This is a genomic window from Faecalibacterium sp. An77, from assembly GCF_002161315.1.
Lineage (GTDB): Bacteria > Bacillota > Clostridia > Oscillospirales > Ruminococcaceae > Faecalibacterium.
Window position 1 is genome coordinate 1 of record NZ_NFHK01000058.1, and the last position, 12927, is coordinate 12927.

At 55.7% G+C, this 12927-nt stretch carries 18 protein-coding genes; 5 read left to right on the forward strand and 13 right to left on the reverse strand.

Features of this window, described 5'->3' with window-relative positions; all coding sequences use genetic code 11:
- Positions 1 to 164: 164 nt before the first annotated feature.
- The 5 genes from B5G28_RS12735 to B5G28_RS12755 form a co-directional block, all read right to left on the reverse strand.
- On the reverse strand, positions 165 to 1001 hold the full coding sequence (locus B5G28_RS12735) for a MurR/RpiR family transcriptional regulator (protein ID WP_242967619.1): 837 nt from the start codon (positions 999 to 1001) through the stop codon (positions 165 to 167).
- 263 nt (positions 1002 to 1264) lie between these two features.
- Positions 1265 to 1879, reverse strand: a complete 615-nt coding sequence (locus tag B5G28_RS12740) for a DUF1349 domain-containing protein (RefSeq protein ID WP_087249391.1) — start codon at positions 1877 to 1879, stop codon at positions 1265 to 1267.
- Between the two features lie 100 nt (positions 1880 to 1979).
- The gene (locus tag B5G28_RS12745; protein WP_087249393.1) at positions 1980 to 2711 is read right to left on the reverse strand and encodes an alpha/beta fold hydrolase; all 732 of its coding nucleotides are present in this window, start codon (positions 2709 to 2711) and stop codon (positions 1980 to 1982) included.
- Positions 2712 to 2713: 2 nt separating this feature from the next.
- Entirely contained in the window at positions 2714 to 3154 is a 441-nt protein-coding gene (locus B5G28_RS12750; protein ID WP_087249395.1) for a hypothetical protein, read from the reverse strand.
- 105 nt (positions 3155 to 3259) lie between these two features.
- The gene (locus B5G28_RS12755; protein ID WP_087249397.1) at positions 3260 to 3811 is read right to left on the reverse strand and encodes a PadR family transcriptional regulator; all 552 of its coding nucleotides are present in this window, start codon (positions 3809 to 3811) and stop codon (positions 3260 to 3262) included.
- A gap of 268 nt (positions 3812 to 4079) precedes the next feature.
- On the opposite strand from B5G28_RS12755, the gene B5G28_RS12760 reads away from it, so the two are divergent.
- Positions 4080 to 4487, forward strand: a complete 408-nt coding sequence (locus B5G28_RS12760; RefSeq protein ID WP_087249421.1) for a DUF2871 domain-containing protein — start codon at positions 4080 to 4082, stop codon at positions 4485 to 4487.
- Between the two features lie 312 nt (positions 4488 to 4799).
- On the opposite strand, the gene B5G28_RS12765 is transcribed toward B5G28_RS12760, so the two are convergent.
- The 8 genes from B5G28_RS12765 to B5G28_RS12795 all read right to left on the reverse strand — a co-directional run bounded on the left by B5G28_RS12765 (position 4800) and on the right by B5G28_RS12795 (position 8803).
- Complete coding sequence (locus B5G28_RS12765; protein ID WP_087249399.1) at positions 4800 to 5087, reverse strand: hypothetical protein; 288 nt, start codon at positions 5085 to 5087, stop codon at positions 4800 to 4802.
- A gap of 58 nt (positions 5088 to 5145) precedes the next feature.
- The gene (locus B5G28_RS12770) at positions 5146 to 5517 is read right to left on the reverse strand and encodes a hypothetical protein (protein ID WP_087249401.1); all 372 of its coding nucleotides are present in this window, start codon (positions 5515 to 5517) and stop codon (positions 5146 to 5148) included.
- Between the two features lie 27 nt (positions 5518 to 5544).
- The gene (locus tag B5G28_RS12775; protein ID WP_087249403.1) at positions 5545 to 5820 is read right to left on the reverse strand and encodes a hypothetical protein; all 276 of its coding nucleotides are present in this window, start codon (positions 5818 to 5820) and stop codon (positions 5545 to 5547) included.
- Positions 5821 to 5930: 110 nt separating this feature from the next.
- Positions 5931 to 6419 (reverse strand): hypothetical protein, encoded by a 489-nt coding sequence (locus B5G28_RS12780; protein ID WP_087249405.1) that lies wholly within the window; start codon positions 6417 to 6419, stop codon positions 5931 to 5933.
- A gap of 127 nt (positions 6420 to 6546) precedes the next feature.
- Complete coding sequence (locus tag B5G28_RS12785) at positions 6547 to 7068, reverse strand: hypothetical protein (RefSeq protein ID WP_087249407.1); 522 nt, start codon at positions 7066 to 7068, stop codon at positions 6547 to 6549.
- Entirely contained in the window at positions 7065 to 7394 is a 330-nt protein-coding gene (locus tag B5G28_RS15265; protein WP_343215557.1) for a sensor histidine kinase, read from the reverse strand. The genes B5G28_RS12785 and B5G28_RS15265 overlap by 4 nt, the downstream gene beginning before the upstream one ends.
- A 54-nt stretch (positions 7395 to 7448) precedes the next feature.
- A complete protein-coding gene (locus B5G28_RS15270) occupies positions 7449 to 8135 on the reverse strand; it encodes a HAMP domain-containing sensor histidine kinase (RefSeq protein WP_343215558.1) in 687 nt (228 codons plus the stop codon).
- Positions 8132 to 8803, reverse strand: a complete 672-nt coding sequence (locus tag B5G28_RS12795; RefSeq protein ID WP_087249409.1) for a response regulator transcription factor — start codon at positions 8801 to 8803, stop codon at positions 8132 to 8134. The genes B5G28_RS15270 and B5G28_RS12795 overlap by 4 nt, the downstream gene beginning before the upstream one ends.
- Before the next feature lie 465 nt (positions 8804 to 9268).
- On the opposite strand from B5G28_RS12795, the gene B5G28_RS12800 reads away from it, so the two are divergent.
- From B5G28_RS12800 to B5G28_RS12815, 4 genes are all read left to right on the forward strand, one after another.
- Complete coding sequence (locus B5G28_RS12800; RefSeq protein WP_204228878.1) at positions 9269 to 10273, forward strand: S66 peptidase family protein; 1005 nt, start codon at positions 9269 to 9271, stop codon at positions 10271 to 10273.
- A 163-nt stretch (positions 10274 to 10436) separates the two neighbouring features.
- Positions 10437 to 11036 carry a TetR/AcrR family transcriptional regulator gene (locus tag B5G28_RS12805; RefSeq protein ID WP_087249413.1) on the forward strand — a complete coding sequence of 200 codons (600 nt, stop codon included), beginning with the start codon at positions 10437 to 10439 and terminating at the stop codon, positions 11034 to 11036.
- Positions 11033 to 11851 (forward strand): ABC transporter ATP-binding protein, encoded by an 819-nt coding sequence (locus B5G28_RS12810; protein WP_087249415.1) that lies wholly within the window; start codon positions 11033 to 11035, stop codon positions 11849 to 11851. Before B5G28_RS12805 ends, B5G28_RS12810 begins: the two co-directional genes overlap by 4 nt.
- Positions 11844 to 12644, forward strand: coding sequence for a hypothetical protein (locus B5G28_RS12815; RefSeq protein WP_087249417.1), 801 nt, complete (start codon positions 11844 to 11846; stop codon positions 12642 to 12644). Before B5G28_RS12810 ends, B5G28_RS12815 begins: the two co-directional genes overlap by 8 nt.
- Positions 12645 to 12927 lie beyond the last annotated feature (283 nt).

Here is a 12927-nt window from a genome sequence, read left to right on the forward strand (position 1 = left end):
ATGGTAGTTCATACAGTTCCCTCCGGTGGTTTGGTGGTGTAGTAACTCTATTCTACCAGGGTTCTGTATGAACTTCTTTTTATTTCCCTTAAGTGTTGCACTTGATAGTATAATTCACCCGATGTTCTTGAAACATCGGTTCAAATTGGTTCAATGGAGGGGATTCAGACGTCAAAATTTTCGTTCAGCAGAAGATCCCGGTGCCGGATCATTTCCAGCGAGGACTGGACGTGCTGTTCCTGGCAGTGGGAGAGGAGCAGGGAGAAAAAGACGTCGAAGACGTAGTTGCAGGCGGCGAAGGAGGTGATGACGTCCAGGCTGAGGACCGAGTCCCGGTTGGGGATTTCCACCACCTCGTGGCACCAGGACCGGGTCACCTGATTGTGGGGGCCCAGGATGCCCACCACATGGTTGTGGGTGGCGGTGCGCAGGTATTTGGCCATGGTTTCCACCGAGCGGTTGGCCCCCGTGAAGCTGATGACAAAGGCGACGGTCTTTTTGTGTTTGCGTGCGGCCAGATAGTGGCCGTTGATGCTCTCATAGGAGGAGCTCTCCACCCCCAGGGTGGCGAATTTGAAGGCGGCCGCCTGGGCCAGGGTGTAGCTGATGCCGGTGGCGTAAATGTCGATGCACTCCGCCTCCCGCAGCAGGCGGTCAATGCGCAGCATATCGCTTTTGTTGAGGGTAAGGCGGGTGTTGGTGATGGCCTTGTCGTAGAGCCCCGGCAGGGTGTGGATGATGTCGGTATAGGAGCTGTGGGGGGTGATGGGCTCGTTGGCCAAAATCTGCCCGATCCGCTCGTTCTGGTTGACCTCGGCGATCAGCTTCAGCTTGAACTCATGGTACCCGGAAAGCCCCAGCTTCTGGCTCAGGCGGACCACGGTGGCCTTGCTGGTCAGGGTGGATTTGGCAAGCTCGCCGGCCGACATGTCGGGAATTTGCTCCATGTGGGCCAGAATATAGTTTGCAATGTCCTTTTCGTGGTTTGTGAAGTTTTTCATCTCTTTCAACTGCACCAGCAACACGATTTTGGTCCCTCTTTTCCGTGTAATACCCCTGAACGTCCGCCGTAGCGGCGGCGTGCCGGCCCCTGGAACGGTTCTGCCTTTTTGCACCGGGGGATGTATTCATTATAGCAAATGTTGTGTGATTTCACAATATTTCAGACGGCGGGGAGCGGGCGGGCAAAGGAAAACCCGCCGCAGAGCGGCGGGCGGGATATCGAAGAGAAGATGCCCTGTTTTGCAGGTGTCGGGGGACTGGGTCAGACCTCCTTGTCCGGGGCCTGGCCGTCGTGGGCCAGCCACTTGCACTCGGTCAGTTCCATGTGGGTGAACACGGCGCGGAAAGAGGAGTCCTCCGGGCTGCAGGCGTAGATTCCAAACCGGATTTCTCCCTTGGCCTCGTGCAGGTGGCAGACCCGCATCTGATGGAATACGGCGCCGTCCTCGGAACACTCGATGCAGAAATCGTCCTCCCGGCGGCTCAGCCGGTACCACATGGATTTCACGCCGGCGGGGATTTCGGTGGTGGCCCAGTCGGAATAGCCGTGGTTGGTGACCACGCTGCCCAGATGCTGAAACCGGTCGTTTTCGTATTCCACCGAGCTCTTGAGCCAGTTTTCGCTGTCCAGATAGAGGACCACGCCGCATTGGTCAAAGCGGTGGTGGCTCTCGGCAAATTCCGTCTTGACCACAAAGGAGAAGAAGGCTTCTTCGGTGGACATCTGGAGCACCGGGGCGTTGTCGTTGCGGAAGTGGTAATAGGTCCGCTGCCACAGATCGGTGTGGGGGCGGGTGACGATCTCGATGCGGTCGGGTGAAATGACGCAGCTTGACGGCTGCCGGGTCCATTGCAGGCGGGAAGTGTCCAGTTTCATGGTTGAGTCCTCCTTGTTTGTTTTTGATCGGTCGTGTTCCGCAGCGCCCGGGCTGCCGTGCTGGTTTTGATGCCGCCCGGACAAAGGCGCGGCGTCTTGTTTATTCCACGTCCCCGGCCTGCTGGTCCAGAAAGGCCTCGATGGCGTCCACAGTCTGGGCCTGCTGCTCCTGGGCGGAAATAGCGGCGGGCGGGTCCCCCTTCTGGGGGCCGTAGTTGCCGAACTGGGCGTGGTTGCCGCCCTCGATTTCCACAATGTTCCGGGTGTAGTCCAGATGATCCTCCACGCTCTGATTCAGGGAACCGTAGACGGTCAGGGTGTTTTCCTCCGGGTAGTCCCCGTAGATGTAGGCCCCCAGCAGAATCAGCCCCTCCACCTGGTCAGGGTGTTCGGCGGCGTATTTGGAGGCCATAGCGCCGCCCATGGAGTGGCCGGCGATGTACCAGTGCTGGATTTCAGGAAACTGCGGGATGACGTCCTCCGCCGCGCCGGCGTCGAAAATGGCCATGTGGAAAGGCATATCCACCAGGATGCAGGTGACGCCCAGCTGCTGGCGGATCTGGTCCAGAAGAGGCAGATAGGCTTCGGCCTCCACCTTGGCGCCGGGATAGAAGAGAAGGGCGGTGTCGCTGGGCTGGCTGGGGCTCAGGATGGTCAGATTGCCCTGGGTGGACAGGTTGACGCCCTGGACGGCCACTTCCAGCGCCACATCCTCGGCACGGTAGTAGTCGGATACATACCAGAGAAAGCCACCGGCGCACAGCGCCGCAACCACCAGCAGAATGACCGCGGCCCGCTTCAGCCGGGCAAGGGCGTTCGAAGTTTTTTGCATGGTCAGATCCCCTTTGTCAGAATATGTGCCGCCAGGGCCAGCGTGAACAGAAGCAGAAAGCCGGCGATCATGCCGTCCAGGGCCTTGGAATAGCCCTTGGGGGTGATGCAGCCCATGGCGTCCAGCTTCCGGATGATGGGGTGCAGCCGCCAGAAGTAGGTGGCAATGGACAAAATCATGGCCACCACCGCCCACAGTTGGACCGTTTCGTCGCCGAGGATCAGGATGACCCCCAGCAGAAAAATAAAGATCAGCTTCACCCCGGCCACCCAGTTCACCAGGTAGGAGGCAAACAGCTTTTGTTCGTCGTTCTCTCTGTGATGGAAGGCGTTGAACACCCCCACGCCGTTGCCCAGCTGGCTGCCGGGCCAGAAATACAGGATGGCCACGTTGGCCGACTCCATCACAATAAATACCAACATGGCAATGGATAACAGATTCATGGGAAATTCCTTTCCGGCCGGTTGGGCCATCGTTTTGCAGAGTTCGGGTATCAGAGGGAAAAGTCCCGCTCCACCGTCAGCGGACGTTTCCCGGGGAGAGGGCGGTCAGGGCTGCTTCTCCAACTCGTGCAGCAGCTGGGTGTACCAGTTGATTTCAAAGCCGGCGGCCGCGATGCCGTACTCGATGGTGTACCCCTGAAACCGCAGTACCTGAGGCCAGTCGATCCCCGGCGGCAGTTCGCCGGGGTTCATCTGCTGAAACCGGGCCCGAATCCCGCAGAGAATCCCCCGGGTCTGTTCCATCTGGCGGATGTAATCCCGGATGGCGTCCAGCCGCTCTGCGGGCCGGGTCAGCCCGGCGAAAAACAGCCGGGACAGCTCCATGTTTTTCACCCTGTCCGCCTGCATGGGCTGGGCGGCCCATGCCGAAAAGGCCGCCCGTCCGGCGTCGGTGACGGCAAAGAGTTTCTTCCGCCGTTTGCCCTCGGCGGTTTCGTTGGCTGTGATTTTGCCCTCTTTCTCCAGCTTGGCCAGGGCCGTCTGGACGCTGCCCGCGCTGTGGGAACAGATCAGGGCCAGATTGTTCTTGATGAACTGCTGCAGCTGGTACCCCGTCATGGGGGACAGGATCAGCAGCCCCAAAAGCAGATATTCCATGTCATCCTCCAATCTATCGGTTAGAGATATTGTAAAGCCGGCCCCGGCGTTTGTCAACCGTATACCGGTGGGATTTTTGTAGCGACAGACTGTGTTCCAAAAGCAGAAGGAACGGTGCGACGCGCAAAAGGAAACCCAGCCAAAAGGGAGGGGAGCGCTTGACAGATGCAGCGGTTTGCTGTATAATGAACATTGTTCATATTGAAGAAACCCAGGGCGGCGACGGGCCTGCGCCCGCCCGCCGAATGATAAGGAGAAATACATCATGATGAAACGCTATATGAATGCCTCTTTGATCTACGCGATTCTCGCCATGGTGGGCGGCGTGTTCTACCGGGAGTTCACCAAAATCGTCGGTTTCACCGGCAGAACCAGTCTGGGCTTTGTGCACACCCATTACTTTATGCTGGGAATGGTGTTTTTCCTGCTGCTGGTCCTGCTGGAGAAGAACCTGTCCTTCACCGGTCCCAAGACCGGCCGGGTGCTGGCCGTCTATCATGTGGGCCTGAACCTGACGGTGGTGATGCTGGTGATCCGGGGCGTGTTCCAGGTGCTGGGCACCAGCCTTTCCTCCGGCATGGATGCAGCCATTTCCGGCATGGCCGGTGTGGGACATATCCTGCTGGGCGTCAGCATGGTGCTGGTGCTGCTGCAGGTGAAGCGCAGCATCTCGTAACCCCGCCTGCGCCAAAACATCAAAAGCGGCTTTCCCGTCAGGAAAGGCCGCTACAGCCAGACAACCAGAACGGCCCGTATCCTGTATTGCGCAGGATGCGGGCCGTTTGGCGTTGATTCGATTTGACCGTGTCCAAGATGTTCTTTGGGCCCCTGTGGGGGATGGCTGCCTTTTGTGCGCTGGCGCCCATCGCAGCAGCGGCGGCAAAAAGCAGGGTGCTCCCGGTGGGAACGTCCTGCTTTTCCGCTCCCTCTCAGGGCGCCGGAACATGATTATGGAAAGAGAAGATATCTGAAGCGTTTCGGGCCGGCATTACAGGCCCATCAGGGCATTGAGGAAGCTCTTGCCAGCATCCAGTGCGCCGCCGATGAAGCTCTTGCCGGCGTCCACCGAGCTGTCAATGGCGGAATCCACTCCGCCGAAGATGCTCAGAATGCCCCGGGCCGCAATGCAGCCCACCAGCAGGGCAGCGGCGCCGCCCACCGCGATGACAGCCTTAACAGCGGTCTCGGCGGCAGTGCCGCCGTCGGTGTACATCATCTCTTCCTCGGTCATGAGGGTGCAGCTGGCGGGAAGTTTCATGGTCTCGTTTGCGTTCATGGTTGGTTTCTCCTTTTCAATTTACTGTATAACTGGCTTTTTCAGCGCGAAACAAGGTTTAATCTTTCAGCCCCCTGGTCAGCGGGATCAACATCAGCAGGGCCACAATCCCCATCAGGCCCACCACAATGCCGGGCACCATCAGCTCGAACACCATGGAAAGGCACATCCCGACCCCCAGCAGCAGGGCGCCCACGACCGCCACCAGGATGGTGCCCAGGGTTTTGCCGTCCAGATGGACCGGCTGTTTGCCCTCCATCCGGCGCCAGATCACCAGGGCCGCCAGCAGCACCACCATCCCGATGACCCCGCAGACAATCCCCTGGCGGAACATCCCCCAGTCCTCAATCAGAGCCATGCACATGCCCAGTGCAAAGAACACGGTGCCGATGGTGCCAAGGATCATGGCTATAAAATTGCTCTTTTTCATGTTGGGTTCCTCCTGTCCGATGTTGGGTCAGCCGGCCTTGGGGCCGGACGGGTCGTCGGTTTTTTCGAGGAACGCGTCCACAAAGGCGTTCTCCACTTTTTTGTAGGCTCCTACGACGCCGTTCTCGATCTTGCTGTAGGCATTCACAGCCTGCTGGGCCGCAGGACCGGTTTTCAGGCTGTAGCCGGAGGGGCTGCCGGGGTCTTCTTCCAGGAACTTTTCGGTAAAGGCTTGCTCGGTTTTCTGGTAGGCGTCCATGACTTTTTTGCCCAGCTTGCCGGGCTTCAGATGATATTCTGCCATCGCGTTGGTCCTCCTTTGGATGTTTGGATGGGTTTTCGCTGTTTGCAAGAGAGATTTTACTCGCACAACATGGCGGTTTGGTTGGAGTATTGTTTGAGAAAGATTAATTTTCAGACCGGGTTGCGCTGGAGGCGGACCAGCTGGCTGCTGGACAGCAGTTCCCGGCACAGGTGGTTGGGCAGATAGAGCTGTGCCCGTCTGGCCAGAGGGAAAGCGGCGGATTGCTTCAAAACCTCCGCCACAAACTGAGAGCAGAAATAGTGCCGGCGCCAGAGGAAGGGAATCCGCAGCAGGCAGCAGACCACCCCCAGCCGGGTGTAGCGGTATTCGGCCCGCCGCTGCTGGAAGGTCTCGATCCGAGCCTGGATATCCTGATAGGCCTGGTCCGACACCGCCAGCACGCAGCTCAGGCTCTGTTCCACGCCGCGGCGGCGGTGTTTTTCCAGGGTCTCCTCGCAGAAACCCCGGTAGTTGAAGCTGTAATAAACCTCTCCGCCCAGGCCCAGGGAAGCGTGGGTGTAGCCATGGCCTGCAACGTGGTAGACGAAACTGGAAATCCGGTCGGAATACCGGGTCAATAAAACGGTGATTTCTTTCATCTTCCTGCCTCCTGTCTGCAATCACTGGGGACAGGATACCAGGAGAAGGTTTCGGTTTTGTTTGGGACAGGTTTGCTTTGGATGAAAAAAGGACAGCCGGAAAACCGGCTGTCCTGCATCCGCCTGCCTACAGCAGTGAATGGCCTTTTTCGCAGATTTCGTAAATTTCGTCCAGCTTGGCCTCAATGAAAGGCTGTACCTGCCGGGCTTTTTTGTCCAGGGCGGCCCGGTATAGGAAAAAAGGTGCAATCCACCCCCCAAAGCCGGGGATGGCCAGCAGCACGCAGAGCCAGATGATGGGCGGCTCGGCCACCACCGCGAAGGTGGCCCCGGCCATGAACACCGTCCCCAGCAGGCCGGTCAGCAGGGCGCAGAGATTGGCGGCGGTGGTTTTGGAGCGCTCCAGCGCGGCAATTTCCGCCAGATCGGCCTCAAAGTGCCGCTGCAGCCGGGTCAGCTCGGCTTTGTTGAGGATGCGGCGGTCCCGCTTGAGTTTCAGCAGGACTTTGCCCCTGGCCGCCTGGGGCGGGAAATTCTCGTCCTGCTGCCAGCCAAAGCTCTGGTAGCAGTCCAGATAAAAGGAGGCTTTGCTGTCCGGGACGGAGGTTTCCATATATTCATAGGCCCGGTAGTTCTTGTCGCTGTTCATCCCTGCGCCTCCTGCCCGTCGGGCCGGGGCAGCCGGACCGTAAAGACCGAGCCTTTTCCCGGCTGGCTTTCCACCGCAATTTCCCCGCCCGAAAGCTCCAGAATCCGCTTCACCAGCGCCAGACCCAGGCCATTGCCCTGGGTGGCGTGGCTGGTGTCGCCCTGATAAAATTTGTCGAAGATATGGCGGATGGTTTCAGCTGTCATGCCGCAGCCGCTGTCCTGCACCGAGACTTCCACCCAGTTGTCCAGGGTCTTTTGGGTGAGGGTGATGGTCCCGCCCTCGGGGGTGAATTTGATGGCGTTGGACAGGAGATTGTTCCACACCAGCTCGGTGAGGCCCGGGTCCGCATAGACCGCGGCGCTGTCCTCCAGATCCGCCTAAAAATCCAGATTCTTTTTCTCCCACTGGTCCTCAAACTGGACCGCACACCCGCACACCTGGGCGCAGACATCGAACACCGAGGGCGCCGGACGAATGGTCTGTTTTTCCAGCTTGTTCAGCTTGAGCATGTTTTGGATGAGGTCGGCCAGCCGCCGGGTGGCGTCCTGGATGCTGTCCACCTCTTTCTGGTCCCGGGAGGAGAGGGAAGGGCTCTTTTTCAGCAGATCGGCGCTGCCCGAAATCACCGCCAGCGGCGACTTGAACTCATGGGACACATCCGAGAAGAAATCGGTTTTCAGGGTCTCGATGCTGCCCAATTCCTCCACCATCTTGTTGAAGTCCAGAAACATCTGGTCCAGATAATCGGTTTTGTCGGGGGTGTGGATGGGGGCCAGATACACCGAAAAATCCCCCTTGGCCACTCTCTGGGTGGCGTCGGCCAGCCGCAGCATGGGTTCCTCGTAGGTGATCCGGATCCGATACCGGGTAAAGACGGTGAGCCCGCCGGCCACGGCGGCCCAGTAGAAGATGGGGGACAGGGTCCTCGTCAGACTGCCCCAGCCCCATTGTTCGGCCCCCAGCAGCAGGCCGCTGTGGATGCCCGACATCAGCAGCAGAACTCCCAGATACACAAAGAACAGCCACATGGGAAAGAGGCTTTCGTCCTTGGTACGCTTGTTCATAACAGCACCGCCTTGTAGCCCAGACCCCGCACCGTCTTGATCTCGAAGCCGTCGCAGGATGAAAACTTGTCCCGCAGCTTGGTGATATAGACATCCACCGCCCGCAGGCTGGCGTCGGTATCGGCGTCCCAGAATTCGTCCATCAGCTGGGCTCGGGTGAAGGTCTTTTTGGGGTAGGAGAGGAGTTTGTAGAGGATATTGAATTCCCGCTTGGAGACAGGGATTTCCTCCCCGTCGATCTCGGCGGTCATCCCGTCGGCATCCAGCGCCAGATTGCCCACCGTCAGCTTGCGCTCCGCCTCGATGTTGGCCCGCCGCAGCAGGGCCCGCACCCGTATTTCCAGCTCGGCCAGTTCCACCGGCTTCACCATGTAGTCATCTATCCCCAGCTGAAAGCCCTTCTGCTTGGAGGGCAGATCGTCCTTGGCCGACATGAAGAGGATGGGAATGTGCTTGTTGAGCTGCCGCACCGACCGGGCGAAGGCAAAGCCGTCCACCCCCGGCATCATGATGTCCGAGACGATCAGGTCGTAGGGCCGGTCGTTCAAAGCCTCGTAGGCGGCCTGGGCGTTCAGGACGCCGGTGGCCTCAAAGCCGCAGTCGTTGAGATAAACGCAGACGGTTTTGTTCAGTTTGGGGTCGTCGTCCACTATCAGAATATGAATCATGCTTTTCTTCCTTTCACCCCGGAGTGGTTTTCTGTTCATCATAAGAATAACAGATTTTTCCTGCTGGCGGTACTGTCTTTTCAAAATCATTATAAGGCGGAAACGTTGCGCAAAGTTTGGAGTTTTGTTTGAGAATTGTTAAGGACCAGCAGCTGGTCTAAGAAAATGAAAGGCAGGGCTTTCCTGCCGGGGGGAGGGCACGGTCAAAGGGAACATTGTCATTCAAATGCGTCTTTCGGAGGTGCCTTAGCTGCTGTGGATTGCCGGCTTCCGCCAAAATCTCCCGGACAATACAAGCGAAAGGGGATGGATGCTGTCGCTGGCAGCTTGGTTTTCGAATAAAACGGGTGCTTTCATTTCAGAGTGTATTCTGGACAAGGGCATCCAAAGCGCGTATAATCAAAACCAAATTTGGCTGAACCGGAAATCCTGCAATCCGGGGCTATGGATAGGAAGGGAGATTGTATGAAAGCAAATGTACCAGGCCGGGATTTGACCATCGGAGTGTTTTCGCCATCGTCTCCAATTTCTGCAACGACACCGATCCGCTATGAGAGGGGTGTCCAATATTTGCAGTCCAGGGGATATAAAGTGGTTTGTGGATCACCGTATGGCAAAAAGGATTTTTACCGCTCCGGGTCCATTCAGGAGCGCGCACAGGAGTTTAATGCGCTGCTCCATGACCCGAATGTCGATATTTTGATGGCAGCTATTGGGGGAAACAATACAAATTCACTTTTGCCTTATATTGACTATGAATATTTGAAAACACATCCGAAAATCATTATCGGTTATTCAGATGTTACAGCGTTGCTGCTTGCAATCTATGCCAAAACGGGATTGGTCACCTTTTATGGGCCGACTGCAGCGGCATCCTTTGGAGAATTTCCGCCGTTTGTAGACTGGACCTTTCAGTCCTTTGACTGCATGGTAAAGGGCTTGACTCCGATACCCTATCTGTATGAAAAACCACCTGTCTGGACGGATGAATTTATAGACTGGAGCAGCCAGAATCGAAGCAAAACTCCCTGTCCCAACAATTGGATCTGCGTGCACCCCGGCGTGTGCAGAGGGAGGTTGATTGGCGGAAATCTGAATACCATGGAAGGCTTTTTCGGTACAGATTATATGCCTGAAATCAAAAAGGGGGATATACTTTTGCTGGAGGATTCCCTAAAAGATGCCTGTACCATTGAGCGTTCGTTTTCGTTGTTGAAGCTCGCAGGGGTTTTTGATCGAATTGGTGGCATTCTGCTGGGTAAACATGAGAAATTCGATGATAATAGCACCCATCGGAAACCCTATGAGATTCTGCTGGAAGTGTTGGGCGAATACGATTTCCCGATTCTGGCGGATTTCGACTGCTGCCACACTCACCCTATGCTCACCCTGCCGATTGGCTGCGAGGTCTTGCTGGATGCCGCCAATAAAAAGGTGATGCTGCTTGAATCTCCGCTGAACACCATGTGAAAATTTAATTGCAATAAGCGGGCGGCCGGGTTTTCCGGCTGTCCTGCTGCAAATGCGCATAAAACCACGGTGCACAGCAAGCGCTTGAAATTTACACGTTGACCGCAGCGGTTCATTGTACTACACTGTTGTTGACCGATGCGGTTAATGAGAGGGCCTTTTTATGGAGTATGAGAATTTCCGAAAGATTTCACCTGAAAAACAACAGTCCGTCATCAATGCGGGATATCTCTGTTTTGCGAAGGATGGATTTCAAAAGACTGCAATGAGCGAGATTTCTGCTGAGGCGGGGGTCTCCAAAGCGGCGCTGTTCCATTACTTTGGAACAAAGGAAAACTTGTATGAGTTCCTTTTTGACTTTGCCTGCGCAAAGATCAGCGCAAACATACCGGCGGGCACTTCGGATTTCTTTGAGTGCATCGCCATAGCCACCGAGAAAAAGTTCGAGGTGATGAGACAGTACCCGGGCATGTACGATTTCCTTGTGACGGTTACGAAAGACGACGCACAGGAAGCTGAAAAGATGCGGCAAAAATCGTCGAACCTGGCCCTGTCTGAAAGTTCCAGAGTCTTGTTTCAGAATGTGGATTGGTCAAAGTTTAAGGCTGGCATCACTCCTGTAGAGGTTATCAATATGGTGACCTGGATCAGCAGTGGATGCTTGAAAAGCAATCCCCAGAAATCCGGTGAAGAGTTGCTGGCCGAAATGGAGAAATACCTTGGGCTGCTCAAAGAGGCGTTGTACAGGGAGGCTCGGACATGAGTGCAATTTGTGTAGAGAATTTAACCCGCGACTTTGGAGAAAAGAAAGGCGTCTTTGATGTGTCTTTTTCCATTGGCCAAGGAGAAGCCTTTGGATTTCTCGGGCCAAATGGAGCGGGCAAAACGACGGTTATTCGTCACCTGATGGGGTTCCTCCGGCCGCAATCCGGAAGATGCGCGGTCGGGGAACTGGATTGCTGGGCCAAGAGAGATCAGGTGCAAAAATATATCGGCTATGTTCCGGGCGAAATATCCTTTTTCGAGGATATGAGCGGAACGGATTTTCTGCGGTTTATTGAGCAGTATCGTGGACTGAGCGCAGCAAACCGACAGCGTGAGTTGCTGGAACGCTTTGAACTGAACCCCAAAACAAAAATCAAGAAAATGAGCAAAGGCACAAAGCAAAAACTTGCGATTACGGCTGCCTTGATGCACGACCCGCAGGTTCTTGTCCTGGATGAACCCACCAGCGGGCTGGACCCTTTGATGCAGAACCGGTTTATAGAGCTGGTCAAAGAAGAAAAGCAGCGCGGAAAAACCATCTTTTTGTCGAGCCATATGTTCGAGGAGGTGGAGCGCACCTGCGACCGGATTGGCATGATACGGTGTGGAGAGCTGGTTGCGGTGGATACGGTGGATGCGCTGAGAAAGCGGCATCTTCGCTCCTATACGGTCAGCCTGCCAACCGAACAGGCGGCCAAAGCCTTTGCAAAAGATTTTGACGGCGCTCAGGACGGCCTTTGCGTCACAGTATCGGCGAAACAAAGCCTGGAGGATATTTTTATGAACTATTATGGAGGGAATAAAAATGATTAACTGGGCGTTGTTCCGGAGAGAAATAAAGGCCAGCGTAAAACTGCTTGTCATCTTTGGCGCGATCATCACAATGTATGTGTCCTGCATCATTGGGCTTTATGATCCGGCGACAATGGAAATGCTGGATGGGTTCGCCGAGGCAATGCCTGAAATCATGGCGGCGGTGGGCATGACTCCGGGGGCCACAAATTTGCTGGGCTTTATGATTTCTTACCTCTATGGGTTTATTCTCTTGCTGTTTCCCATGGTGTTCAGTATTTTGCGCGCCAATGGATTGATTGCCAAATACATTGATATGGATTCGATGGTGTATTTGGTGGCAGCGCCTGTAAAACGCCGAACCATTGCCATGACGCAAATGCTGGTATTGATCGGCGGAATTTCCCTCCTGATGGTTTACACCACCGTGTTGGAGATGGCTGCCACACAGATGCTGTTTCCTGGCGAACTTGTTCTGTCGGAAGTGCTGAGGCTCAATGCCGGTCTGCTGCTTCTTCATATCCTGATTGGCGGAATATGCTTCTGCGCCTCCTGTATTTTTTCGGAAAGCAAGTACAGCGCGCTCTTTGGAGCGGGAATTCCTACCCTGATGTACCTGTTTAAAATGATCGCAAATGTAGGCAAGGGCGCAGAAAATGTAAAGTACCTCTCCGTTTTTACCCTGTTTGATCCCAACGGATTGGTGGCAAATGACAGCCATGCTCTGCTTCAAATGATGGTTTTGTTGGTTGGCGCTCTTACACTGTATCCCGTTGGTATTGCGGTTTTCTGCAGGAAGGATTTGTATATCTGAGCGGGTAAAGAACGGCAATGTCAACCATAAACGGTCTGCGCCTGCCGCAGACAATCCCGCTTTCTATTGATCTGCGTACAGGAAGTCGCCTTTCTGGATGAAAAGCCAATACCTCCTTGATCCTCTGAACCGCCCCATATTGTGCGGACAGTACAAAAAAGAGTCCTGCAAGGGGTAGAACAAGCGAATCAAAGACTGGCCTGGCGAAGCGAGAGCGGAGCCAGGCCAGTCTTTGTCTGGAGCCGCTCGTGGTTATAGAAGTGGATGTACTCGTCGATCAGAT

Coding starts and splice junctions, on each gene's coding strand:
- B5G28_RS12735 (WP_242967619.1), bottom strand. CDS start 1,001: ATGAAAAACTTCACAAACCACGAAAAGGACATTGCAAACTATATTCTG.
- B5G28_RS12740 (WP_087249391.1), bottom strand. CDS start 1,879: ATGAAACTGGACACTTCCCGCCTGCAATGGACCCGGCAGCCGTCAAGC.
- B5G28_RS12745 (WP_087249393.1), bottom strand. CDS start 2,711: ATGCAAAAAACTTCGAACGCCCTTGCCCGGCTGAAGCGGGCCGCGGTC.
- B5G28_RS12750 (WP_087249395.1), bottom strand. CDS start 3,154: ATGAATCTGTTATCCATTGCCATGTTGGTATTTATTGTGATGGAGTCG.
- B5G28_RS12755 (WP_087249397.1), bottom strand. CDS start 3,811: ATGGAATATCTGCTTTTGGGGCTGCTGATCCTGTCCCCCATGACGGGG.
- B5G28_RS12760 (WP_087249421.1), top strand. CDS start 4,080: ATGAAACGCTATATGAATGCCTCTTTGATCTACGCGATTCTCGCCATG.
- B5G28_RS12765 (WP_087249399.1), bottom strand. CDS start 5,087: ATGAACGCAAACGAGACCATGAAACTTCCCGCCAGCTGCACCCTCATG.
- B5G28_RS12770 (WP_087249401.1), bottom strand. CDS start 5,517: ATGAAAAAGAGCAATTTTATAGCCATGATCCTTGGCACCATCGGCACC.
- B5G28_RS12775 (WP_087249403.1), bottom strand. CDS start 5,820: ATGGCAGAATATCATCTGAAGCCCGGCAAGCTGGGCAAAAAAGTCATG.
- B5G28_RS12780 (WP_087249405.1), bottom strand. CDS start 6,419: ATGAAAGAAATCACCGTTTTATTGACCCGGTATTCCGACCGGATTTCC.
- B5G28_RS12785 (WP_087249407.1), bottom strand. CDS start 7,068: ATGAACAGCGACAAGAACTACCGGGCCTATGAATATATGGAAACCTCC.
- B5G28_RS15270 (WP_343215558.1), bottom strand. CDS start 8,135: ATGAACAAGCGTACCAAGGACGAAAGCCTCTTTCCCATGTGGCTGTTC.
- B5G28_RS12795 (WP_087249409.1), bottom strand. CDS start 8,803: ATGATTCATATTCTGATAGTGGACGACGACCCCAAACTGAACAAAACC.
- B5G28_RS12800 (WP_204228878.1), top strand. CDS start 9,269: ATGAAAGCAAATGTACCAGGCCGGGATTTGACCATCGGAGTGTTTTCG.
- B5G28_RS12805 (WP_087249413.1), top strand. CDS start 10,437: ATGGAGTATGAGAATTTCCGAAAGATTTCACCTGAAAAACAACAGTCC.
- B5G28_RS12810 (WP_087249415.1), top strand. CDS start 11,033: ATGAGTGCAATTTGTGTAGAGAATTTAACCCGCGACTTTGGAGAAAAG.
- B5G28_RS12815 (WP_087249417.1), top strand. CDS start 11,844: ATGATTAACTGGGCGTTGTTCCGGAGAGAAATAAAGGCCAGCGTAAAA.